Annotated in this window: 22 protein-coding genes and 4 pseudogenes; 15 read left to right on the top strand and 11 right to left on the bottom strand. The window is 47.5% G+C overall.

Annotated elements, in window-relative coordinates:
- The first annotated feature begins 21 nt into the window (after window positions 1–21).
- Complete coding sequence (locus FAH66_RS03025) at window positions 22–684, top strand: NAD(P)H-dependent oxidoreductase (protein ID WP_137040642.1); 663 nt, start codon at window positions 22–24, stop codon at window positions 682–684.
- Between the two features lie 179 nt (window positions 685–863).
- Here the strand turns inward: FAH66_RS03025 and FAH66_RS03020 are convergent, their stop codons facing one another.
- Both FAH66_RS03020 and FAH66_RS03015 read right to left on the bottom strand, forming a co-directional pair.
- The gene (locus FAH66_RS03020; RefSeq protein ID WP_137040641.1) at window positions 864–3,065 is read right to left on the bottom strand and encodes a FepA family TonB-dependent siderophore receptor; all 2,202 of its coding nucleotides are present in this window, start codon (window positions 3,063–3,065) and stop codon (window positions 864–866) included.
- A gap of 231 nt (window positions 3,066–3,296) precedes the next feature.
- Window positions 3,297–3,515 (bottom strand): HP1242/YdcH family protein, encoded by a 219-nt coding sequence (locus FAH66_RS03015; protein WP_137040640.1) that lies wholly within the window; start codon window positions 3,513–3,515, stop codon window positions 3,297–3,299.
- 222 nt (window positions 3,516–3,737) lie between these two features.
- On the opposite strand from FAH66_RS03015, the gene FAH66_RS03010 reads away from it, so the two are divergent.
- A complete protein-coding gene (locus tag FAH66_RS03010; protein WP_137040639.1) occupies window positions 3,738–4,109 on the top strand; it encodes a hypothetical protein in 372 nt (123 codons plus the stop codon).
- A 133-nt stretch (window positions 4,110–4,242) separates the two neighbouring features.
- Window positions 4,243–5,493 (top strand): serine hydroxymethyltransferase, encoded by a 1,251-nt coding sequence (gene glyA / locus FAH66_RS03005; protein WP_137040638.1) that lies wholly within the window; start codon window positions 4,243–4,245, stop codon window positions 5,491–5,493.
- 72 nt (window positions 5,494–5,565) lie between these two features.
- Here the strand turns inward: glyA and FAH66_RS11200 are convergent, their stop codons facing one another.
- The 3 genes and pseudogenes from FAH66_RS11200 to yddG form a co-directional block, all read right to left on the bottom strand.
- Window positions 5,566–5,781, bottom strand: coding sequence for an elongation factor 1-alpha C-terminal domain-related protein (locus FAH66_RS11200; RefSeq protein ID WP_425271368.1), 216 nt, complete (start codon window positions 5,779–5,781; stop codon window positions 5,566–5,568).
- Window positions 5,770–5,898: pseudogene (locus FAH66_RS11195) on the bottom strand (sulfate adenylyltransferase); the annotation flags it as partial. The gene FAH66_RS11200 and the pseudogene FAH66_RS11195, both read right to left, overlap by 12 nt.
- A 129-nt stretch (window positions 5,899–6,027) precedes the next feature.
- Window positions 6,028–6,942 (bottom strand): aromatic amino acid DMT transporter YddG, encoded by a 915-nt coding sequence (gene yddG, locus FAH66_RS02995; RefSeq protein ID WP_244284989.1) that lies wholly within the window; start codon window positions 6,940–6,942, stop codon window positions 6,028–6,030.
- A gap of 179 nt (window positions 6,943–7,121) precedes the next feature.
- Between yddG and FAH66_RS02990 the strand changes: the two genes are divergently transcribed.
- The 7 genes and pseudogenes from FAH66_RS02990 to FAH66_RS02960 all read left to right on the top strand — a co-directional run bounded on the left by FAH66_RS02990 (window position 7,122) and on the right by FAH66_RS02960 (window position 11,137).
- Window positions 7,122–7,547, top strand: a complete 426-nt coding sequence (locus FAH66_RS02990) for a MarR family winged helix-turn-helix transcriptional regulator (protein ID WP_049328990.1) — start codon at window positions 7,122–7,124, stop codon at window positions 7,545–7,547.
- Between the two features lie 11 nt (window positions 7,548–7,558).
- Window positions 7,559–7,717, top strand: a pseudogene (locus tag FAH66_RS02985) (ABC transporter six-transmembrane domain-containing protein); the annotation flags it as partial.
- Window positions 7,718–7,790: 73 nt separating this feature from the next.
- On the top strand, window positions 7,791–8,060 hold the full coding sequence (locus FAH66_RS02980) for a hypothetical protein (protein ID WP_208648082.1): 270 nt from the start codon (window positions 7,791–7,793) through the stop codon (window positions 8,058–8,060).
- A 335-nt stretch (window positions 8,061–8,395) separates the two neighbouring features.
- Window positions 8,396–9,106: pseudogene (locus tag FAH66_RS02975) on the top strand (ABC transporter six-transmembrane domain-containing protein); the annotation flags it as partial.
- A gap of 27 nt (window positions 9,107–9,133) precedes the next feature.
- Window positions 9,134–9,457, top strand: coding sequence for a DMT family transporter (locus tag FAH66_RS02970; protein WP_137040634.1), 324 nt, complete (start codon window positions 9,134–9,136; stop codon window positions 9,455–9,457).
- A 525-nt stretch (window positions 9,458–9,982) separates the two neighbouring features.
- Entirely contained in the window at window positions 9,983–10,489 is a 507-nt protein-coding gene (locus FAH66_RS02965) for a hypothetical protein (RefSeq protein ID WP_137040633.1), read from the top strand.
- Window positions 10,490–10,579: 90 nt separating this feature from the next.
- Window positions 10,580–11,137: a hypothetical protein gene (locus FAH66_RS02960; protein ID WP_137040632.1), complete on the top strand. Its 558-nt coding sequence runs from the start codon at window positions 10,580–10,582 to the stop codon at window positions 11,135–11,137.
- Between the two features lie 100 nt (window positions 11,138–11,237).
- Here the strand turns inward: FAH66_RS02960 and FAH66_RS02955 are convergent, their stop codons facing one another.
- From FAH66_RS02955 to FAH66_RS02940, 3 genes are all read right to left on the bottom strand, one after another.
- Window positions 11,238–11,771, bottom strand: a complete 534-nt coding sequence (locus FAH66_RS02955) for an inorganic diphosphatase (RefSeq protein ID WP_137040631.1) — start codon at window positions 11,769–11,771, stop codon at window positions 11,238–11,240.
- An 84-nt stretch (window positions 11,772–11,855) separates the two neighbouring features.
- Entirely contained in the window at window positions 11,856–12,320 is a 465-nt protein-coding gene (gene nudB / locus FAH66_RS02950) for a dihydroneopterin triphosphate diphosphatase (RefSeq protein WP_070748522.1), read from the bottom strand.
- 137 nt (window positions 12,321–12,457) lie between these two features.
- A complete protein-coding gene (locus FAH66_RS02940; RefSeq protein WP_137041598.1) occupies window positions 12,458–13,111 on the bottom strand; it encodes a phosphoesterase in 654 nt (217 codons plus the stop codon).
- A gap of 86 nt (window positions 13,112–13,197) precedes the next feature.
- On the opposite strand from FAH66_RS02940, the gene FAH66_RS02935 reads away from it, so the two are divergent.
- Together FAH66_RS02935 and FAH66_RS02930 are read left to right on the top strand one after the other, a co-directional pair.
- A complete protein-coding gene (locus tag FAH66_RS02935; protein ID WP_137040630.1) occupies window positions 13,198–13,641 on the top strand; it encodes an RpiB/LacA/LacB family sugar-phosphate isomerase in 444 nt (147 codons plus the stop codon).
- A 101-nt stretch (window positions 13,642–13,742) separates the two neighbouring features.
- Window positions 13,743–14,522, top strand: coding sequence for an integrase core domain-containing protein (locus FAH66_RS02930; RefSeq protein ID WP_137040629.1), 780 nt, complete (start codon window positions 13,743–13,745; stop codon window positions 14,520–14,522).
- 102 nt (window positions 14,523–14,624) lie between these two features.
- Here FAH66_RS02930 and FAH66_RS02925 read toward each other — a convergent pair.
- Window positions 14,625–14,970: pseudogene (locus tag FAH66_RS02925) on the bottom strand (RNA ligase); the annotation flags it as partial.
- On the opposite strand from FAH66_RS02925, the gene FAH66_RS02920 reads away from it, so the two are divergent.
- The 3 genes from FAH66_RS02920 (at window position 14,914) to rtcR (ending at window position 18,256) form a co-directional block, all read left to right on the top strand.
- On the top strand, window positions 14,914–15,987 hold the full coding sequence (locus FAH66_RS02920) for a 3'-5' exonuclease (RefSeq protein WP_244285048.1): 1,074 nt from the start codon (window positions 14,914–14,916) through the stop codon (window positions 15,985–15,987). The pseudogene FAH66_RS02925 and the gene FAH66_RS02920 sit on opposite strands and share 57 nt — an antisense overlap.
- Before the next feature lie 42 nt (window positions 15,988–16,029).
- Window positions 16,030–16,554, top strand: a complete 525-nt coding sequence (locus tag FAH66_RS02915; RefSeq protein ID WP_137040626.1) for a hypothetical protein — start codon at window positions 16,030–16,032, stop codon at window positions 16,552–16,554.
- Window positions 16,555–16,633: 79 nt separating this feature from the next.
- Complete coding sequence (gene rtcR, locus FAH66_RS02910; RefSeq protein WP_137040625.1) at window positions 16,634–18,256, top strand: RNA repair transcriptional activator RtcR; 1,623 nt, start codon at window positions 16,634–16,636, stop codon at window positions 18,254–18,256.
- Window positions 18,257–18,446: 190 nt separating this feature from the next.
- On the opposite strand, the gene fghA is transcribed toward rtcR, so the two are convergent.
- The gene (gene fghA, locus FAH66_RS02905; protein ID WP_137040624.1) at window positions 18,447–19,274 is read right to left on the bottom strand and encodes an S-formylglutathione hydrolase; all 828 of its coding nucleotides are present in this window, start codon (window positions 19,272–19,274) and stop codon (window positions 18,447–18,449) included.
- An 8-nt stretch (window positions 19,275–19,282) separates the two neighbouring features.
- Window positions 19,283–20,419 carry an S-(hydroxymethyl)glutathione dehydrogenase/class III alcohol dehydrogenase gene (locus FAH66_RS02900; RefSeq protein WP_137040623.1) on the bottom strand — a complete coding sequence of 379 codons (1,137 nt, stop codon included), beginning with the start codon at window positions 20,417–20,419 and terminating at the stop codon, window positions 19,283–19,285.
- Window positions 20,420–20,436 lie beyond the last annotated feature (17 nt).

The raw sequence follows: 20,436 nt of genomic DNA, 5'->3' as shown, positions 1-20,436 counted from the left end.
TTCATTTATTAGGAAAACCAGATGAATCAAATTACACGCGAACAAATGCTGCAAGTATTCGAAAATCGCTGCTCCACCCGTTATTACGATCCCAATAAAAAAATCAGCCAAGAAGATTTTGCAGCGATTTTAGAATTTGCCCACCTCTCCCCAAGCTCTGTCGGCTCCGAGCCATGGAAATTCTTGGTGATTCAAAACAAAGCCCTGCGTGAGAAAATCAAGCCTTTCAGCTGGGGGATGCAATCCCAACTGGACGACTGCAGCCATCTGGTGATTATCCTTGCCAAAAAAAATGCCCGTTACGATACCCCATTCTTCCGCAGTGTTGCCGAACGCAAGGGCCTGCAAGGAGAACAACTGGAAAAAGCGTTGGCAAAATACAAACGCTTCCAAGAAACCGACATTAAAATTGCCGACGACCAACGCGCACTCTTCAACTGGAGCGGCAAGCAGACCTATATTGCTTTGGCCAATATGCTCACAGGCGCAGCGGCCATCGGCATCGATTCCTGTCCAATCGAAGGCTTCAACTACGACAAAATGAACGAAGTATTGGCAGCAGAAGGCCTGTTTGATGCCAACGAATGGGGCGTATCCGTAGCGGCAACATTCGGCTATCGTGCCAAAGAAATCACCAAAAAATCACGCAAACCGATTGAAGAAATGGTGACTTGGGTCGAATAAATCTTTTAGATTCATAGGGCGGCGAGTGGTTGCCCTTTTACTTTTCTAAAAAGTGAAGCAAATTCCGTAACAACAAATACTTCTAAATTTAAAATCAGAAGGCCGTCTGAAACCATGTGTCAGAAATCTTAGATTTCATTTCACACCGTTTCAGACGGCCTGATTTGATACGCTTCTACTTAAAACGATACTTTCAAACTGCCGTAGAAGGCACGGCCATGCTCGTTATAAGTTTGTGCGCCGGCAGTTGTGCGGTACAGTTTTTTGTCAAACAGATTGCTGATACCGCCACGGACGGCCACGCGTTTGTTCCAGTTGTAGCCTGCATTGATGCCCCAAATGCCGTAAGAGCCGACTTGAGTTTGGCTGTGTTCGGAAGACAACGCTGCCACGCCTGCACGAGGATTGCCGTCTCGTTCCAATCTATTAATCGCCACGCCGCGCGGTTTGGTGCGGCCGTAGTGGGTAAAGGTCAGGTTGGCATCGAAGCGTTCGTTCGGCGTCCAAGACAGTGTGCTGTTGATGGTGTGTTTCGGCACCAAAGACAATGGATTGCCTTGATAATCTTCGGATTTGTGCATGTAAGTGAAATTGTTGCTCCACTTGAGTGTGTCATGCAACGGAATCACCAAGTTGCCTTCGATACCCGAAATAGTCGCTTTCGGCGTATTTTCCCATTGCAAGAGCCAGTTGCCGATATTGCTGGTGGCAATAAGCTGGTCTCCGATCACGATTTTATTGCGATACGCATTATGGAAATAAGTAGCCGAAGCCTGCCAGCCGTTTTTGTTGAACTCAAGGCCGATCTCTTTATTGATACTGGTTTCAGGTTTCAAATTGCCATTGCCCATGTAGTAGCAGCGGACACTGTTCGGCGCATTGAGCGGACAGCCCTGACCGCGTGTGTACAGGATAAAGTCAGGATTGGTTTGATACAGGTTTGGCGCTTTGTACGCACGGGCAATACCGCCTTTGACCAACCAGTTTTCGCCGATTTGATGCGAGAAGTTCAAAGCCGGACTCCAGTTGCTGCCGCTGTCGCTGTTGTGGTCGAAGCGGATGGCCGGAATCAGATGGGTTTTGTCGGTCAACGAAATATTGTCTTCAACGTAGGCAGCCCAGTTGCGTTGCGAAGCCTTGCCGCCGCGCGTTGCGGAGATACCGTTAAACGCATCGGTTTTACCTTGATCTTTAAATCCCTGAGTATTGGAAGCAGGATCATCCAATTTGCTGTCGGTAAATTCCGCACCGACCGTCAACACGTTATCAACACCAAGTTTAAAAGGAATATTCGCTTCGCTGCTGAAACGCAGGTTTTTCAGACGGCTTTGAACAAAATCCAAGCCTGTATAGCTGCCTTCTGGACCACCTGCCAAACCTTCAGGTAAGTGGCTGTTGATTGTGCGCTCATAACTGATCACGTTTTTGGTATCGCCCCATTCCCATGCGCCATCATGCGTTAAAGAATAAGCGGAACGGTATAAGCGGGCAGTTTCGGCTTTGCTGTCGGCCAAAGAATTAACCAAAGCAGAACGCGGATTGCTGTTTTGCGTATCGCCGTTGTAGATATTGCCCTGACGGCTGTAACTGCTGTCCAAAATCAGCGTTTGCGCTGGGCTGATTTTCCATTGCAGACGGCCGGCAATGTCTTTATTGCGTACGCCTTCGACACCGGCCGCGCTGTCATTACCGTGTCCGGCATTAATATCGGCAGCATCTGCATCCGTTTTATTCAGGTTGCCGTAAATGCGGAAACCCAATACGTCCTGAACAATCGGGCCGCCGAGGTTAAAGCCGATGCGGCGGGTTTCGCCTTCCTTGCTGTCTTGCGGCTGGTTGGCATACAGGTTGATTTGGCCTTTGAATTCTTTCGGTACTTTTTTGGTAACGATATTGACCACGCCGCCCATTGCGCCGGAGCCGTAACGGGTTGCCGCCGGACCGCGCAAGACGGTAATGGATTCGATTTCTTCAACCGGCACCCAGTTGCTGTCGCCACGCGTATTGCGTTCACCGCGCATACTGATACGCTCGGACTGGCGTGAATTAACCGGCTTGCCGTCAATCAAAATCAAAGTGTTTTCAGGGCCCATACCGCGCAAGTCGATTTGGCGTTTGTTGCCACGCTGACCTGTTGCCGTATTACCGGTCAGGTTGACACCCGGCATGGTACGGACAAATTCGGGAATATCATTGGCTACAGGGCGTTTGTCGATGTCGTCTTTTGAAATACGCGATACGCCGAGCGACTGTTGCAACTGCTTCTCGGCAGTAACGTAAACGGTATCGACTTCAGCCTGCTCAACGGCTTTCTCTTCAGCTGCGTGTGAGAATGCACTAATTAACGCCAAAGGCAAAATGGCGAGTGTGAATGTTTTCATTGCATTGTTTCTCTTGGTTTTGTTTGTTTAAAATTAAAATGAAAATTATTTTTGATTTTAAATAAACTTAACAGAGTTTTCAATGCAATTAAGAGTGATTTACAATTAAAAGTTAAATTGTGCTAATAGAAATAACAAAATACCAAACAACTAAAAAGGCCGTCTGAACTAGTATGAACCGAAATCCGAGATTCCTATCATACCGTTCAGACGGCCTTATTCAATTTTTAATTATTTGTCTGCTGCTTTTTGCAGAATAGCATACAATTCGTCTTTGAGTTTGAGTTTAGCTTTTTTCAGCTCTTCAATCTCTTCGGCTCCGCTGGTAACAGGGTTGTTAACCAAACCGGTGATTTTATCGTCCAGCTCATTGTGCTCGTCAAACAAACGGGCAAAGTGTGCATCCTCTTGTTTCAGTTTAGAAATCAAATCGCGATATTCTGGAAACATTTTGTTTTCCTCTCTTGTTAATTAAATAAAAAAGTACTACGGTCAAAAACTAGGACGAATCAATCTTTAGCCTCATTATAACAAACACGGGCGTTTTATCCAGTCTTTTTTAAGTCGAAACTGTTTTACATCAAAAATTAATAATATCAACATAAGTTAGTGCCAAAATAGAAAGAAACGGCTTTATAGACGGCTTGCCGACTTGGGCATACAATCGGGCTTATGCGTTTACATAATAGTCGAACCACCCTATTCCGTCATATCAACGGCATGGACGGACAATTTATCCTGCTTGAGAACCATCCTTCATGGATGCCGGTCAATGATGCCGATTTCAACCATGCCGCGCCCCTGCCCGACGGTTTGGCCGTACACGAAGAATCGTTTTATCCATTTGAAATAATAGATACCGAATCGGCAGACAATATCAAAATCTTCAGCGAAGAAGCCCTACGGCTGGAGAAAGAACGATTAAATGCGGTAGCCTTGGTAGAACTGGCAAAAAATCTTAAAGCCGCCCAAGCCGAAGCCGATTTGGCCGCGCTTCTAGAAAAAATGGATTTTCATTTAAAACAAGATGATATTTTCAAATAACCCCTTCAATCTCAGGCCGTCTGAAACCAAACACCCGACACAATTGTTGACAATGCAAGAAAAATAGTTCATCTTGAACCAATCCGCAGCACTCCATCCTATATTTTCAGCCCATCACAAAGGAATCGAGAACATGTTTTCAAAAAGCGTTACCCTCGCACAATATGACCCCGATTTGGCAGCAGCCATCGCCCAAGAAGACAAGCGCCAGCAAGACCACGTCGAGCTGATCGCCTCTGAAAACTACGTCAGCTGTGCCGTTATGGAAGCCCAAGGTTCGCAATTGACCAACAAATACGCTGAAGGCTATCCTGGCAAACGCTACTACGGCGGCTGTGAATACGTTGATATTGTTGAACAATTAGCGATTGACCGCGTAAAAGAACTGTTTGGCGCCGCCTATGCCAACGTTCAACCGCACTCCGGCTCGCAAGCCAACCAAGCCGTGTACGCTTCCGTTTTGAAACCGGGCGACACCATTTTGGGTATGTCTCTGGCACACGGCGGCCACTTGACCCACGGCGCAAGCGTTAATATCTCCGGCAAACTCTACAACGCCATTACTTATGGTTTGGATGAAAACGAAGTTCTCGATTATGCCGAAGTAGAACGCTTGGCTCTTGAACACAAACCCAAAATGATTGTGGCCGGTGCATCTGCCTATGCGTTGCAAATCGACTGGGCAAAATTCCGCGAAATCGCCGATAAAGTTGGCGCATACCTCTTTGTCGATATGGCGCACTATGCCGGCCTGATTGCCGGCGGTGAATATCCTAACCCAGTGCCATTCTGCGACTTCGTCACCACCACCACCCACAAAACCCTGCGCGGCCCTCGCGGCGGTGTGATTTTGTGCCGTGACAATACCCACGAAAAAGCGCTGAACTCTGCCATCTTCCCAAGCCTGCAAGGCGGCCCGTTGATGCACGTTATCGCTGCCAAAGCCGTAGCGTTTAAAGAAGCGTTGCAACCTGAGTTCAAAGAATACGCAAAACAAGTGAAAATCAATGCTGTCGCCATGGCGGAAGAGTTGGTTAAACGCGGTTTGCGCATCGTTTCCGGCCGTACCGAAAGCCACGTTTTCCTCGTTGACCTGCAACCGATGAAAATCACCGGTAAAGCCGCTGAAGCCGCTTTGGGCAAAGCACACATCACCGTCAACAAAAACGCTATTCCGAATGATCCGGAAAAACCATTCGTTACCTCCGGCATCCGCATCGGCTCCGCCGCCATGACCACACGCGGCTTTAACGAAGCCGACGCGCGCGTATTGGCGAACTTGGTTGCAGACGTATTGGCCAACCCTGAAGACGAAGCCAACCTCGCCAAAGTCCGCGAACAAGTGACTGCTTTGTGCAATAAATATCCGGTTTACGGCGCATAAGCATTTCCGACTTGGATAAAATAACAGGCCGTCTGAATGTTCAGACGGCCTTTTTTTATTTCAACTTTTCTTTTAAATTTCAAAACTGTTTGCTTCGCTGACTTTGCGTATCATGCCTGCCGCGATAGTATGGTTGGTGGCTTCGTCAATCAAAATAAACGCGCCTTGTGCATGGTTATCTTCGTATGCGGCAGCGGCGAGTGGCTGCGGGGTTTTGAAGCTGATGCTGCCGATATCGTTGAGCTTGAGCGTTTCTGCGGATTCGGCAGCGCGATTAAGTTTGTCAATCTGGTCGGTCAGTAAGGTTTTGCCGTCGTAGAGCAGGCGGCCGATGAGGTTGGATTTGCCGTCATCGACACTGCCGGTGGTAATGAAGCGCAAAAGCGGAGCGGAAGCTGCGATCATGATTCTTTCCCATTTCTCGTGATTTCTCAAACTGAGTGCTACTTTAAACAGGCCGTCTGAAAATGGGAAAGAATGTTTGGTTGTTAAAAAAGCTGTTTTCGTTATATCGCAAAGCTATGGGATATTGCCTCACGCCATCCGTTTTCTCCGTGTCGCCAACCAACACACAATCGATCCTAAGCACACCATTCCGGCCCCCTTCCAAAACGTCATGGACAAAGGCGCACTAATCAAAAACGAGGACACTACCGCAGACAATACCGGAATGAAATAAGATGCACCAGCCAATACGGTCAGGTTGCCACGCGAAATACCGATATTCCACACCGCATAGCCCAGCCCCATACAAGCTGCAGCGGCAACGGCATAGCCGATCGATACAGTATCAAAATTCAACGTATTCGCGCCGCTGAGAAAGTATTCGATCCACAACAATATCGACACCAGCGCAAAGAAGAAGCCAACGCTGCTGCCCTCTGCTTTCACACGCGCCGTCAGCGTGCAATATGCCGCCCAAAGCACGGCATCTACAAATGCCATGATATAGCCGCCGGGATTGGTGCGGACATTGTGGTAGATGCCGGAAATCGACAAGCCGACATCGCCGCCCAGTACAGTGGCAATCCCCAAAAACGACAGTACAAAGCCGATGACTATCCACCATTTTGATGGCTGCTTGTTGAAATACACCGCCCCGACAATGGTAAACGTCGGCCATAAATAATTGACCATACCGATTTCTACTGCCTGTCTCGCGTTTTGCGCGAAACCGACCGATAACGACAAACACAGTTCGCAGCCGACAAAAAACACGCTCGCCCAAAACAAATAGCTGCGTTTGTAATTGCGCAAATGCGGCCGACCGAAAATCAGCCAAATCAATACGGTGGACAAGGTGTACATCATTGCCGCGCCGCTCACTGCCCCCATATGCAGGCTCAAAGAGCGTATCAGAGAAATGACGAAGCTCCACAAGGCAACGGCAAGCAGCCCGATGGCAGTGGCTTGTTTGGATGAAATGTTTTGAGATAAGAAATGAATCATGGCGTATGTGTTGAAGATATTATTAGGTTTATCGTAGTTTGAATATATCGTTTCTACATTAATTATTTTAACGGTTTCAAGGCCGTCTGAAAATGATTGCTTCAGACGGCCTTCTATTTGCAATTAGTCCTAAATATGACTATAATCCGTATCTAATTAGTCAATATAGAGACCAATTTATGAATCAACTTGACCAACTCGGTATGCGCATCAGCCACATAGACAGCGCATTCGACCAATGGATTAAACAGCAAAACACCAACTACAACACTTTAGCCGTTCTCTACACTTTGGCCACCGAAGGCAGCCGCACTCAAAAATACATAGGCGAAGAATGGAGCCTGCCCAAGCAAACCGTTTCCGGCACATGCAAAACGCTGGCGGAACAAGGCTTGCTGACATTTCACGAAAGCGAACAAGACAAACGCGAACGCTTATTGTCGCTGACCGAACAAGGCAAGGAATCCGCCGCACCATTGGTGCAAAACATGCAGGAATTCAGCAAACGAATTTTTACCGCCTTCGGTGAAAAACGTGCAGCCCGACTGTTTGCCGATTTGGACGCGTTGGCCGAATTAATGGCGCAAACCCTCAATACTAAATAAGGAGGGCAACCATGTGGAAAATGTTGAAACACATCGGTCAAACACACCGCCGCAAACTCATCACAACTTTCTCTCTCGTCGGCTTGGATAATCTGCTCTTGCTGGTGTATCCCGTGTTTGGCGGCTGGACGATTAATGCCGTTATGGAAGGCAAAGTCTGGCAGGCAATTAAGTAAAATAATATTTGTCTTGTTAAAAATTATGGTATTATATAAAAATAGCATATTTAAAAGGAAATATCTTATGCATATTAAATGTAAAAAATGTGGTCATAGGGAAGAAACAACAAAAGAATTTTTTGTTAAAGTAATTGGTGGTGCAATGCCAATTGGTGGATTTGGAGCCTGGGTAACCTATTTCTTTGCAGGGACAGGGTTTGCATTTGCAATTTGTTCAGCAATGATTGTGGGAGGGGTTGCATTATTGGTTTTTAAAGATGAAATTGTTGAATTTCTCTCAGATAGATATAATTGCCCTAAGTGTAATAGTAAATCTTGGAAAGCTGAAAAATAATTAGAATACACATAAGGATAGAGGAAAACATCCAAAATTTTTTATAGATTACTTACTTTACCTATAAAAATAGGCCGTAGCTAAACGGCCTATTTTCTTCGAGACTATTCTTTATCCTTAATATTATACTGAAATACAATTTGATAAATTTAGGAGTAATAAAAATATTGTTGTTTTCTCTAATAGGGATAATCATAGAATCCATCCTAATAAATAAGTACCAAAGAAAAAATCTATAGTATATAAAATCGGATAAATAGCTGATTTTAAAGAACCGAATCCCGTTTGTGCTTCTATTAATATAGGGGCAACAATAAGTCTAAAAATAATAACAGTTGTATGGTGTGGTGGTTTTATTAATGTGGATAATCGGAGCCGCCCGCCGAGCAGCCGATACGCGTACGTTTACCCAAATCTATACCGAAATAGCCGTCCCGGTCGTTTTGGAACAGCGCAAACGAGAAGTACCGCATTCCGCCATTACCGCACGCGTTGCCCTATCGCGTGAGTTTGTCAGTTTTTTTGAAGAACACCTGCCCATCGCTGCTACTTCGCTGGTCTCCATCTTCGGTGCATGTATGATGTTGCTGATATTGGAATTTTGGGTGGGCGTATTGGCTGTCGCGATACTGGCCCTGTTTTTATGGTTGCTGCCGCGTTTTGCCGCCATCAGCGAAAACCTATATTTCCGTTTAAACAACCGGATTGAACGCGACAACCACCTTATCCGCGACGGCAACGAGCATCAGCTCTACCGCCACTATGGCTGGGTTGCCAAACTACGCGTGCTGATTTCCAATCGCGAAGCCTTAGGCTATCTCAGTATCGGCATAGCGATGAGCGTATTGTTCGGCTTCGCCTTTATACACATGACGCTTAAAGGCTATGGCAGTGCCGGCCATATCTATTCCGTCAGCACTTATTTATGGATGTTTGCAATGAGCTTGGACGATGTACCGCGCTTGGTCGAACAATACTCCAATCTAAAAGATATCGGACAACGCGTTGAACTCTCTGAAGAAAACAATCTTTCCAAGGCCGTCTGAAACCTTAACACACTATCAGGACATATTATGAATTGGTTTTATTTAATCTTAGCCGGTATGCTGGAAATCGGCTGGCCATTGGGCTTAAAGCTGGCACAACAGGAAGGCTACCGCTGGCATGGCTTTGCCACCGCGCTTGCCTGCATTGCCGGTAGCGGATACTTCCTTTACCTTGCCCAAAAAAGTATTCCGATGGGTACAGCCTACTCCGTCTGGACAGGCATAGGCGCGGCAGGGGCGTTTTTGGTGGGTGTTGTATTTTTCAACGATGCCGCCAACTTCGGCCGCTGGCTCGGCGCCTTTCTCATCATCTCCGGCGTCGTAGTGATGAAACTCTCCAGCGGAAACTGAAAATCTCGTTTCTATTAAATCTAAGGCCGTCTGAACGAGCATGTTCAGACGGCCTAATACCTTCCCGAATATAACGAAATCATCTTAAATTAAAACCAAGCATTCTTTCCTTTTTTCAGACGACCTGTTTAAAGAGCCTGCTCGGATTGTTATCAATTCACCCGGTTTTGCATTATAATTGTGCAAATTTGACTCACTCGAAAGAAAATAAATTGGAAGGATTACAACAACTTGTAGATTTATTAGTGGGTTTTGTCGATTGGATATTGAAATTACTGGCATTCTTGTTTTAAACTACGTTTCATTCTTTTATACATTAAAGACGTATTTTCATCATGCAAACCGCGCAACGCTCTGCTACTTTCTTCTATTGGTACCACACAAACGTGCGGTACTTTTTTGCGCTTGTCTGAAACAGACCAAGTTGAAAATACGCAAATTAGAGCCGCCTCATTTGAGCGGCTTTTTTTATACCCATCATGGCCGCTTAAATCCACCCATTTTTAAGAAATAAGGAATACAGCCATGACTGCCTCAACTAAAATCCACAGCCAAACCCAAATGTTACACACCTGCCGCATGGTCGTTGACAGCAACAGCCACAACAGTATGCTCAACATGCACACTTTGCCTGATTCGCCTGACAGCCTCATCAGCGAAGCCCTGATTCCGCAAGTGCGCACCATCGCGACTTTGATTGCCGCAGAGCGCCACGACTTCAATCAAAGCAGCCCTAACGTTTTTACTGATGAAGCGGATTTCTTCGCAGCACGTATTTTGGTTCTAGGCGTACGCCGTTTCCATTTGGATATTACCCTGCTGCCTATGCTCAAAACCGCCAACAAACGCGCCGAAGCTTTCGCCAAACGTCATCACATGCCCTTCTCTCCCGCTGAAATGCAAATGTCTCTGCACACCCGCCGCCCTGCCAACCTGTTGATTATCGAAACCGAACACGAAATGCCTGCACTGGGCAATCTGGCTGCCAACAGCCGTGCATTTGCAGCGCAACTTTCCAATATTATTTTGTAAAACCACTTGAAAAACAGGGGAATGGTTTAATATTAGGCAAACACACTCCGCCGAAATCTCGGCAAAGACAAACCTCTCTCAGGAAAAACAATGAAAAAACTGATTGCCTTAGCCGCCCTTTCCACTTTTGCCCTCGCTGCCTGCAAAGACAATACCCAGGCGCAACTTGAACAGCAACAAAAACAAATCGAAGCATTGCAACAACAGTTGGCACAACAAAACGGCCAACAAGAAGACAATACGGTTTACCAGCTCACGCCCGAAGCCGTGAAAGACACCATTCCTGCCGAAGCACAAGCCAACGGCAACAACGGCCAACCGGTAACCGGTACAGACGGCCAACAATACATCTATGACCAATCCACCGGCAGCTGGCTGCTGCAAAGCTTGGTGGGCGCGGCAGCCGGTGCATTTATCGGCAACGCATTGGCGAACAAATTCACACAGGCACGCAATCAAAACAGCCCGATTGCCCGTCAAGCCCGTGCCAACTATTATCAAACCGCACGTCCAAACGGACGCACCAGCCAACAACTGAATACGCGCACCCTGCGTGCCCAACAGCAACAGCGTTACCGCGAAACCGCGCGTCAGCCTTCCAACTACCGCCGCCCAAGCATGGGTCGGAGCTTTGGCCGCCGTCGCTGATTCGGTTTATATCCCATCTTTGACATAAATACGCACAATATAAAAGGCCGTCTGAAAATCAGATTTTCAGACGGCCTTGATATTGAACAGGACAAACCGATTAGGCTTGTTTGTTCCAACGTTCGATAGATTCTTTGATGACTTGTTTCGCTTCTTCTACATCGCCCCAAGATTCAACTTTAGTGGTACCTGCTTTTTTCAGGTCTTTGTAGTGGTTGAAGTGGAACTCGATTTGTTTGATCAGTTGTTGCGGCAAATCGGCCAAAGTTTTGTAGGCATTGCCGTTATTTCGGTCGTCGGCCGGAACGCAGACGATTTTGTCGTCCACTTCGCCGTCGTCAACGAATTTCATCACGCCGATAACGCGTGCTTCCAGAAAAATACCGGTTACCAAAGGCTGCTCGGTCACCAGCAATACGTCCAATTCGTCGCCGTCTTCGTCCAAAGTTTGCGGAATGAAGCCGTAGTTGGTCGGTTTGGCGAAAATTGCCGGTTCAACGCGGTCGAGTTGGAACGCGGCCAGTTTGCGGTTCCACTCGATTTTGTGGTTGCTGCCGGCGGGGATTTCGTTGACAACGTTGATGATGCCGCCGTCCACGTCGCCCGGGGTCAGGATTTTGTTGAAGTCTGCCATGATGGTTTCCTTTGATTTTAAAGAGAGTCAAACGGCGAAAGTATAGCAAACCCAAGGCCGTCTGAAAATGTGAAACTGTCGTATTCAGACGGCCTTTTTGGCATTCAGCCTTTTGACCAATTCTAAAATTGCGCGTTTATTGGAAGGGGAAAACACTTTTTCCGCCGCTTCTTCCGCACCAAACCAACCGTAGGCAACGTGTTCGTCCGGTTGTAGCATGATGGGCGTATCACGCGGAATTTGGGCGGAGAAGATGTGTTCGCGGTTTTCAAAAACGCCTTTGGGATAGCGATGGCGCCAGTGATGATAGATTTCATAAACGGTGCTGTCGTGCCAGTTTTCCAGCTGGCCGTCTGCAAGGCGGATACCGGTTTCTTCCCACACTTCGCGCCATGCGGTTTCTTCGATACGCTCGCCCTCTTCCAAGCTGCCGGTAACCGACTGCCAAAAACCTTGCGGCGCCGTGCGTTCAATCAGCAGGATATTGCCGTCTTTATCATGCAAAACGACCAAAGCAGAAACAGGATACTTCAAAGGCTTACCGCTCATGACTTGTCCTTGCCGGATTGATTGGGGAGGCTGATTTTTTGTAGTAAGTAAGCCAAAAGGTTTTCCATGTATCACTCAAAAATGGGAAATTGATATTCAGACGGCCTTTGCCGGAAATCCGCAAAGGCCGTCTGAAATTATACCTGATTTAACTGCGCCAGTTTCCGAGACACCAGCTCTGCTGCTTCTTCCGGCGAGTTGGCCTTCAACCCTACTTCGCCAAAATACGAAATTTTAGGCAAATCACACAAAAACTTATCGACGTCTTGCGCCGTCAAAAAACGGCCGTGCAAATCAAATCCGACATTTAAAGCACGCCCTTTGATTGCCGCCACCCTGTCATGCAAATGGCCGTACAAGTGATACCAGCCCTGATAGCAGCCGTCCCATTCCTGAATCGGATAGTGAAAAAGAACCAGCGTATTCTTAATTTCCGGCAATTTGAGTTTTAAATACGGCCGTATGGACGACAGCAGCGGATGGCCGTCATGCTTGGTTTGGCTGCGGAAAAAATCGGCATGCTGCCGAATCACATAATCATGATTGCCATAAATCAAGTGATGTTGCCCGTTCAACCGCGATAAAACGCGCTCTATCTGCTTGTGGTCTTGGGCAAAGGAAAAATCGCCCAGGTTGTACACCGTATCTTCAGGCTTAACGGTTTCATTCCACGTTTGGATTAAAAATTCATCCATCTGCTCCACGTTATCGAACGGTCGAAATTGCGGGCAGAATTTGGCAATATTTTTATGTGAAAAATGTAGGTCTGATGTGAAGTAGGTTTTGCTCATGCCGTGCTCTCTGCGTTGCAAGCTTGAATCGTATCACGCGCGGGCGTATGCTAAACAATGTTTATTGTATTCTTCAAGGAGTTTTTATGCGTTTGGTTATTGCCGCGCCGGCCAACGGCGCAATATTGAAAGACGCACTCAAAACGCATCTGCAAAACGACCCGCGCGTCAGCAACTTGGTCGATTTATCTTCACCCGAAGGAAGCTATCCGCAACTCTCGTTTGCCGCAGCCGAAGAAGTCGCAGCAGGGCGCGCCGACCGCGCGCTGTTGATTTGCGGTACCGGCGTGGGTACGGCAATCGCCGCCAATAAAGTGCGCGGCATACGGGCGGCGACAGCGCACGATTTGCTCACCCTCCGCGGCTCGGTGGAAAACTATGATTCGCAGGTCTTATGTATGGGGCAAAACGTGATTGCCGCTCCGGCTGCTTGGGCATTGGTCGATATTTGGTTGGATTTGCGCCACGACACAAGCAGCGGTTATGCGCCTAAAGTCGGCGAGATTGAAGCATACGAGCGCGAAAAATAAATACGTGTTGCTCCATATATTTTCAGACGGCCTTGTTACGTTTCGCTTTGCTGTAGAAACTAGTAGCGTTGTTTACAGTATTTCCAGGAGAATACTGAAACATGAACATGCACAAAAACACCCGTCTCACCCCGCACCACCGCCAAGCCATTTGGCTGGCCTACACGCAGGGGAAGGAAAGCGTCACCTCCCTGGCACGCCGCTACCAAGTCAGCCGCGTCACCATTTACCGCGCACTTAAAGCCGCAAGAGGCAGGCTGCTCAAACCCCAAACCAGTACCAACAACCGTTTCAAACAGGCAAAGTACGGAATGAAACGCCTGGCCAAGGTAGAACGCAGCATTCAGGAAAAACTCAAAAGGCAGGCCAAACGCTACAATAAATCCTACCCCGGAGAGCTGGTACATCTCGATACCAAACGGCTGCCGCTGCTCAAAGGACAGAAAGCCACCGATAAGCGGGATTACCTGTTTGTCGCCATCGACGATTTCTCAAGGGAGCTATACGCCGCCATTTTGCCGGACAAAACCGCAGACAGTGCCGCCAAGTTTCTGACTGGACACCTGATTGATCCCTGTCCATACCTGATTGAGTGCGTTTACTCTGACAACGGTACGGAATATAAAGGCTTGGCCAACCATACTTTCGGTGTAGCCTGTTATGAGAACGGGATTGGTCAAAAGTTTACCCGGGTTGCCCGTCCGCAGACCAACGGTAAGGCGGAACGGGTTATCCGCACCCTGATGGAGATGTGGCATGGGAAACAGTTGTTTGACAGTCCGGAACACCGACGAAAGGAGTTGTGCCGCTTTGTTAATTTCTATAACACTGTGAAGCCGCACCGCAGTTTGAACGGCGATACGCCGTTTGAGGTCTTGTAGGCTTCATTCTCAACCTGTGGTGTAAACAACGCAACGTTTTCCTACACACTCCATCCGCCAGCGCCATACTAACACAAGCATACGGCATTTTTTCAGACGGCCTTACAACTGCTTCAAAAACTCCTGAATGAACGCGATTTTATCTAGTTCAGGCATAGCGTTGAACGCTTCCTGATGCTCGTGGATATAGTCAATTAAAGGATAAAACTCTTCATCAACATGGCGTTTGTCGAGTTTTCGGCCGATATTGCCCTCATTGCTTCGTCCTAAAAACTTGGAAATCAGGTAATACGGTGATTTGAGTTTGAACAGCATTTCGCCGTTTTGGGCATCAAATACCATAAAACCTTCGTGTTCCATATTTTTCAGACAGGGTTTCGTATTGCGCGCAGTGTGCGGCGGTCATGTCTGCAAACACGCTATCAAGCGAACCGGTAGTCGAATAGATGAATACCAAGACATCAGTGAAGAACACTACCGGCTTGTTTCTGCGCTTGCGGGTAGGAAGCGGGCTAAAGAAGACAAGCTGACCATTCTGGCGGTCAGCGACGATGACCAAAACATCTACGCCTTCAATGGCACGAGCAACGAGTACATACACCGTTTCCAAAAAGACTACGACGTTGCCCAACCCGACTATTTGACCTACAACTACCGCAGTACACAATACATCATCAGCGCTGCTAACAGCGTAATAAACGGCATGACAGGTCGTCTGAAAACACTGCATCCGATTGTTATCAACCCTGAACGTCAAACACAGCCCAACGGTGGTGTATGGGCTGCAACAGACAGCGAAAGGCAGGGGCGTGTGCGCCACATCAGCCTGCCGTTCGGTAGCAACAGCAACATACAGGCACAAGCTGTTATCACCGAAATAGGTCGTCTGAAAACCTTGAGCGAAGTCGCATGGAATGAGATTGCAGTTTTATCCCATCATAATGCCAGTCTCAAACCTATGCAGGCATGGTGTGAACAAAACGGCATACCTTATTTTTTGAGTGCCGACAAAAGCAGCAAAATCAAATTGCGCCACACCCGTGAGTTTGTCCGCCTGATTGATGGTGTGGAAAAACAAACCGAAGGCTTTACATCACAAGCTTTTGCAGAACTTATTAGTGAACAAGTGAAAAAAAGTGGTGGCAGTTGGTGCGTTTGGTTTAGGCAATTACAAACTGATTTCTTAAACGAATATCCACTGCAAGATGAGAAGCTACCTGAAAAGTCGGATAACCTTGCAGAGAGTCGTGAGGCAGAAATCCAAGCGTCTCCCATAGAAGACAACGGGTCGTCTGAAAACGGTAGTGGCAGTGTTAACCGATATTCGTCCGCCTTTCTGAAAAGCTGGCTCTACGAGTATGTAGGTGATGAACATGAAACCCGTTCGGAAGGTATATTTCTAGGCACGGCACACGCAGTCAAGGGGTTGGAGTTTAAGCACGTCTTCATTTTAGACGGCGGTTAGCAGGGAGTTGACGAAGCCGAACAGAGGCTTTATTACGTCGCTATGACTCGTGCCATAGAAACACTGACCCTACTGCAAACTACCCCAGAGCATCCTTGGGTGGCAAAGCTACCTGATGATATTGAAAACGTGGCTCAAATCTTTACCGAATTACCTAAGTTGAATACCGAATACAGACGTTTGGCAGCTTATCGAAACACGGCAGTCGAGGGAGAAACCGATAGCAAAAGTGATTTGGATATCGACTTCATTGTCTGTCACAACAATGTCGAAACTGTGAAACAACGTCTGTTTGCTGCTGCGAAGCTGAAAAAAGACGACCCACTGGAAATGAAGCGGACGGAGGATGGCAGATATATTTCCCTTTCTGATGATATTGAAGTTGCCCGTACCGTCAAATTACCACCGTTGCCGACAAAAACTACCGCCTATGCCAACACTTTCAGAGTACGTTATTTAGACGAAGTCGGAGAATCATTTCGCCAACGTATCCCAGAAAAAATCGGCACTAAAAAGCTGGAAAAATGGATGCTTGTTATTCCTATGTTAGTGATACCGTCTGAGTAAAAAGAGTTTTTCAGGCTATCTCAAACATGAAGAAGGCAGCTTGAATACAAGGCTATCTGAGACTCAAACGGAATAAAAGATGAGTAACAAAAAACAAGTCGCCGTCAGTTTTCTCGGCACGGTATTGGACAGCGGTTTCGGTCAAGGGCGTTGGCAGAAGTGGCGGCCGAATGTCGCCATGAATCAACGTCAGGATTTTCAGCTTGACCGTATTGAGCTGTTTTATGCGGAGAAATACCGCGAACTGGCGGATCATGTAAAAGCCGATATTCAGCAGGTATCGCCGCACACAGTCGTCAATCTCGTGCCTATGGAGCTGGCAAACCCGTGGGATTTCTCCGAGGTTTATACTAAATTGCACGACTGGGCAGCAGGCTATCCATTTGATACAGACGAAGAAACCTATCTCACCCACATCACCACAGGTACACACGTTGCCCAAATCTGCCTGTTCTTATTGGTGGAATCGCGTCAAATCCCCGGCGTACTGTTACAAACCGCTCCTCCCAAAAATCAAAGACGCAGTATGGAGAACGGCAATGTAGGCAGTTATGAAATCATCGATTTAGACTTGGCTCGTTACGACGTACTGGCTGAACGCCTTGCCGCCGTACGCGATGACGCAGTGCGCTACCTGAAAAGCGGCATTTCCACCCAAAACGCCGTCTTCAACCGCATGATTGCTGAAATAGAACAAGTCGCACTCAACTCCCCTTCCCCCATTCTGCTTTCCGGCCCGACAGGCGCAGGCAAATCGATGCTGGCGCGCAGGATTTTCGAATTGAAAAAGGCGCGCCACCTGATTAAAGGCGGGTTTGTCGATGTGAATTGCGCCACCTTACGCGGCGACGGCGCGGCTTCCGCCTTGTTCGGCCACAAAAAAGGCGCGTTTACCGGCGCGGCGGAAAAGCGCGAAGGCTACCTGAAAACCGCCGACGGCGGCGTGCTGTTCTTGGACGAGATCGGCGAATTGGGATTGGACGAACAGGCTATGTTGCTCAAAACCATTGAAGAAAAACATTTTTATCCCGTCGGCAGCGACAGCGAAGTTAAAAGCGACTTCCAGCTCATCGCCGGCACCAACCGCGACCTGCGCCACGAAATCCGTGCCGGACGCCTCCGTGAAGACCTGTTCGCCCGCATCAACATCTGGAATTACCCACTGCCCGCACTCGCCAACCGTCGCGAAGACATCGAGCCCAACGTCGAACACCAGCTCGCCCTAGCCTCGCAAGAACTCGGCCGAACCACCCGCTTCAACAAAGAAGCCCTAGCCGCCTACCTTGACTTTGCCCACTCCAACCAAGCACCATGGCGCGGCAACTTCCGCGACCTCGCCGCCAGCATCATGCGCCTGGCCACACTCGCGCCACAAGGCAGGATACAGGTAGAACAAGTCCAAGCTGAAATCGAACGCCTCAGATGGTTATGGTCGGAAGAACCCTTTTCAGACGGCCTCCTACATAAAAGGCCGTCTGAAAAAACACAAGACTACCCCGATAAAGTCGATTGGGATACATTGGATTTATTCGACAAGCTACAACTGCAACACGTCATCGACGAATGCCGCAAACATCCCAATATGGCCGCCGCCGGCCGTGCATTGTTCAACGTCTCCCGAACAGAAAGGGCAAAAGTCAATGACAGCGACCGATTGAGGAAATATTTACAGCGATTCGGATTGGAATGGGGAGATATTTAAATAGAGTGGGCAAGGAGGTTTTGCAAAGGCCTCCTCATACTGATTCCAGGAAGTAGATCATTTTAATAATACTTTTATTATTATTTATAAAAATAAAAGGCATCAATCTGATGCCTTTTATTTTCGTTAACATAAAAAATTAACGTTCATACCAACGTTTGATCGATTCACGACGAATCACTTCCTTGGTTTACTTCAAAAATGCCGCATGATAGGCAATATGCTCACCAATAAAACTGGCGATGAAATAATAGCTATGATCGTAGCCTTTATGGAAGCGCACATCGATCGGCTGGTTTGCCGCACGACAGGTTTCAATAAAATCTTCGGTACGCAATTGTGTTGGCAAAAACTCATCTTCTAAGCCCTGATCAATGCGTATACCTTGCACTTTATAGCCTTGTTGAATGAGCGAGTTGGCATCATATTGCTGCCATTTTTCGCGATCTTTTCCTAAATAAGCAGAAAAGACTTTCTCTCCCCAAGGCACAAGACTTAGCGACAAAATAGGCGAAAAGGCAGAAACACTTTGATAACGTTCTTGGTTTCGCAATGCCAATACCAATGCGCCGTGTCCGCCCATTGAATGTCCCATAATGGAACGTTTGCCGTTGGTAGGAAAATTTTCCTCAATCAGACGGGGCAACTCATTCAAAATATAATCATACATTTGATAATTCGTCGCCCAAGGCTGCTCGGTTGCATTAAGATAAAAGCCCGCACCTTGCCCTAAATCGTAAGCAGCATCGTTCGGCACTTGCTCTCCGCGAGGGCTGGTATCGGGAGCAACTACAATCACTTGATGTTCAGCCGCATAACGCTGAAAGCCTGATTTGGTAATAAAATTTTGTTCAGTACAAGTCAAGCCGGAAAGCCAATAAATCACACCAAGTGGTCGATTCTCCTGATTATCCGGCAAATAGACGGCAAATTTCATTTCGCATTGCAACGCTTGGGCATGATGTGCCCAAACTTGTTGCGAACCGCCGAAAATTTGATGTTGTTCAATCAGTTTCATCTCGGGCCTTAGTAATGAATAACAGCGCGGATCGATTTGCCTTCGTGCATTAAATCAAAGGCTTCATTGATTTGATCGAGTGTCAGTGTGTGGGTTACAAACGGTTCTAACTCGATGTCGCCTTTCATTGAATCTTCGACCATTTTCGGAAGTTCGGAGCGGCCTTTCACGCCACCAAACGCCGTGCCTTTCCAAACACGACCTGTTACCAACTGGAACGGACGAGTTGAAATCTCTTGTCCTGCACCCGCTACGCCGATGATAATGGATTGTCCCCAGCCACGGTGCGCACTTTCTAATGCTTGACGCATTACGTTTACATTGCCGATACATTCAAAGGTATGGTCAATACCCCATTTGTTAATGTCTAACAACACATCTTTGATCGGTTTATCGTAATCGTTCGGGTTCAAACAATCAGTTGCACCAAACTGTTTTGCCAACTCGAATTTTGCAGGATTAGTATCAATGGCGATAATACGACCGGCTTTGGCTTGACGCGCACCTTGCACCACAGCTAAACCAATCGCTCCCAAGCCAAACACGGCAACAGAGTCGCCTTCTTGCACTTTTGCCGTATTATGTACCGCGCCAATACCTGTGGTAACGCCGCAGCCGAGCAAACATACTTGTTCGTGGTTGGCTTCCGGGTTGATTTTCGCCAGTGAAACTTCCGCAACAACAGAATATTCGCTGAAAGTCGAACAGCCCATATAGTGATAGATCGGCTGACCTTGATAAGAAAAACGCGTCGTGCCGTCCGGCATTAAGCCTTTACCTTGCGTCTCACGTACTGCAACGCATAAGTTGGTTTTGCCTGAATGACAAAACTCACATTCACCACATTCAGCGGTGTAAAGAGGAATGACGTGATCACCTGGTTTTACGCTTGACACACCTTCGCCCACAGCAACAACCACACCCGCACCTTCGTGCCCAAGCACCACAGGGAATACTCCTTCAGGATCGCTCCCTGATAATGTAAATGCATCAGTATGGCACACGCCCGTATGGGTATTGCGGATTAACACTTCGCCTTTGCGGGGCATTTCTACATCGATTTCCACAATTTGTAAGGGTTGATTTGGGGCGAATGCTACCGCAGCACGAGATTTGATGGTTGAATTGGTTTGTTTGATTTCCATTATTTTTTCCTTTTAAT

It is taken from the genome of Neisseria subflava (assembly GCF_005221305.1).
GTDB lineage: Bacteria > Pseudomonadota > Gammaproteobacteria > Burkholderiales > Neisseriaceae > Neisseria > Neisseria subflava.
This window is presented reverse-complemented; position numbering and strand designations above follow the sequence as displayed.

Bases quoted from the DNA above. Each gene is read 5' to 3' on its own strand.
- glyA (WP_137040638.1), top strand. From the start codon at position 4,243: ATGTTTTCAAAAAGCGTTACCCTCGCACAATATGACCCCGATTTGGCA.
- FAH66_RS02970 (WP_137040634.1), top strand. From the start codon at position 9,134: ATGAATTGGTTTTATTTAATCTTAGCCGGTATGCTGGAAATCGGCTGG.
- FAH66_RS02940 (WP_137041598.1), bottom strand. From the start codon at position 13,111: ATGAGCAAAACCTACTTCACATCAGACCTACATTTTTCACATAAAAAT.
- rtcR (WP_137040625.1), top strand. From the start codon at position 16,634: ATGAGTAACAAAAAACAAGTCGCCGTCAGTTTTCTCGGCACGGTATTG.
- FAH66_RS02990 (WP_049328990.1), top strand. From the start codon at position 7,122: ATGAATCAACTTGACCAACTCGGTATGCGCATCAGCCACATAGACAGC.
- FAH66_RS02930 (WP_137040629.1), top strand. From the start codon at position 13,743: ATGAACATGCACAAAAACACCCGTCTCACCCCGCACCACCGCCAAGCC.
- FAH66_RS02935 (WP_137040630.1), top strand. From the start codon at position 13,198: ATGCGTTTGGTTATTGCCGCGCCGGCCAACGGCGCAATATTGAAAGAC.
- FAH66_RS03015 (WP_137040640.1), bottom strand. From the start codon at position 3,515: ATGTTTCCAGAATATCGCGATTTGATTTCTAAACTGAAACAAGAGGAT.
- FAH66_RS02960 (WP_137040632.1), top strand. From the start codon at position 10,580: ATGAAAAAACTGATTGCCTTAGCCGCCCTTTCCACTTTTGCCCTCGCT.
- FAH66_RS02955 (WP_137040631.1), bottom strand. From the start codon at position 11,771: ATGGCAGACTTCAACAAAATCCTGACCCCGGGCGACGTGGACGGCGGC.
- nudB (WP_070748522.1), bottom strand. From the start codon at position 12,320: ATGAGCGGTAAGCCTTTGAAGTATCCTGTTTCTGCTTTGGTCGTTTTG.
- FAH66_RS03010 (WP_137040639.1), top strand. From the start codon at position 3,738: ATGCGTTTACATAATAGTCGAACCACCCTATTCCGTCATATCAACGGC.
- FAH66_RS03025 (WP_137040642.1), top strand. From the start codon at position 22: ATGAATCAAATTACACGCGAACAAATGCTGCAAGTATTCGAAAATCGC.
- FAH66_RS02965 (WP_137040633.1), top strand. From the start codon at position 9,983: ATGACTGCCTCAACTAAAATCCACAGCCAAACCCAAATGTTACACACC.
- yddG (WP_244284989.1), bottom strand. From the start codon at position 6,942: ATGATTCATTTCTTATCTCAAAACATTTCATCCAAACAAGCCACTGCC.
- FAH66_RS03020 (WP_137040641.1), bottom strand. From the start codon at position 3,065: ATGAAAACATTCACACTCGCCATTTTGCCTTTGGCGTTAATTAGTGCA.
- FAH66_RS02915 (WP_137040626.1), top strand. From the start codon at position 16,030: ATGACTCGTGCCATAGAAACACTGACCCTACTGCAAACTACCCCAGAG.
- fghA (WP_137040624.1), bottom strand. From the start codon at position 19,274: ATGAAACTGATTGAACAACATCAAATTTTCGGCGGTTCGCAACAAGTT.
- FAH66_RS02980 (WP_208648082.1), top strand. From the start codon at position 7,791: ATGCATATTAAATGTAAAAAATGTGGTCATAGGGAAGAAACAACAAAA.
- FAH66_RS02900 (WP_137040623.1), bottom strand. From the start codon at position 20,419: ATGGAAATCAAACAAACCAATTCAACCATCAAATCTCGTGCTGCGGTA.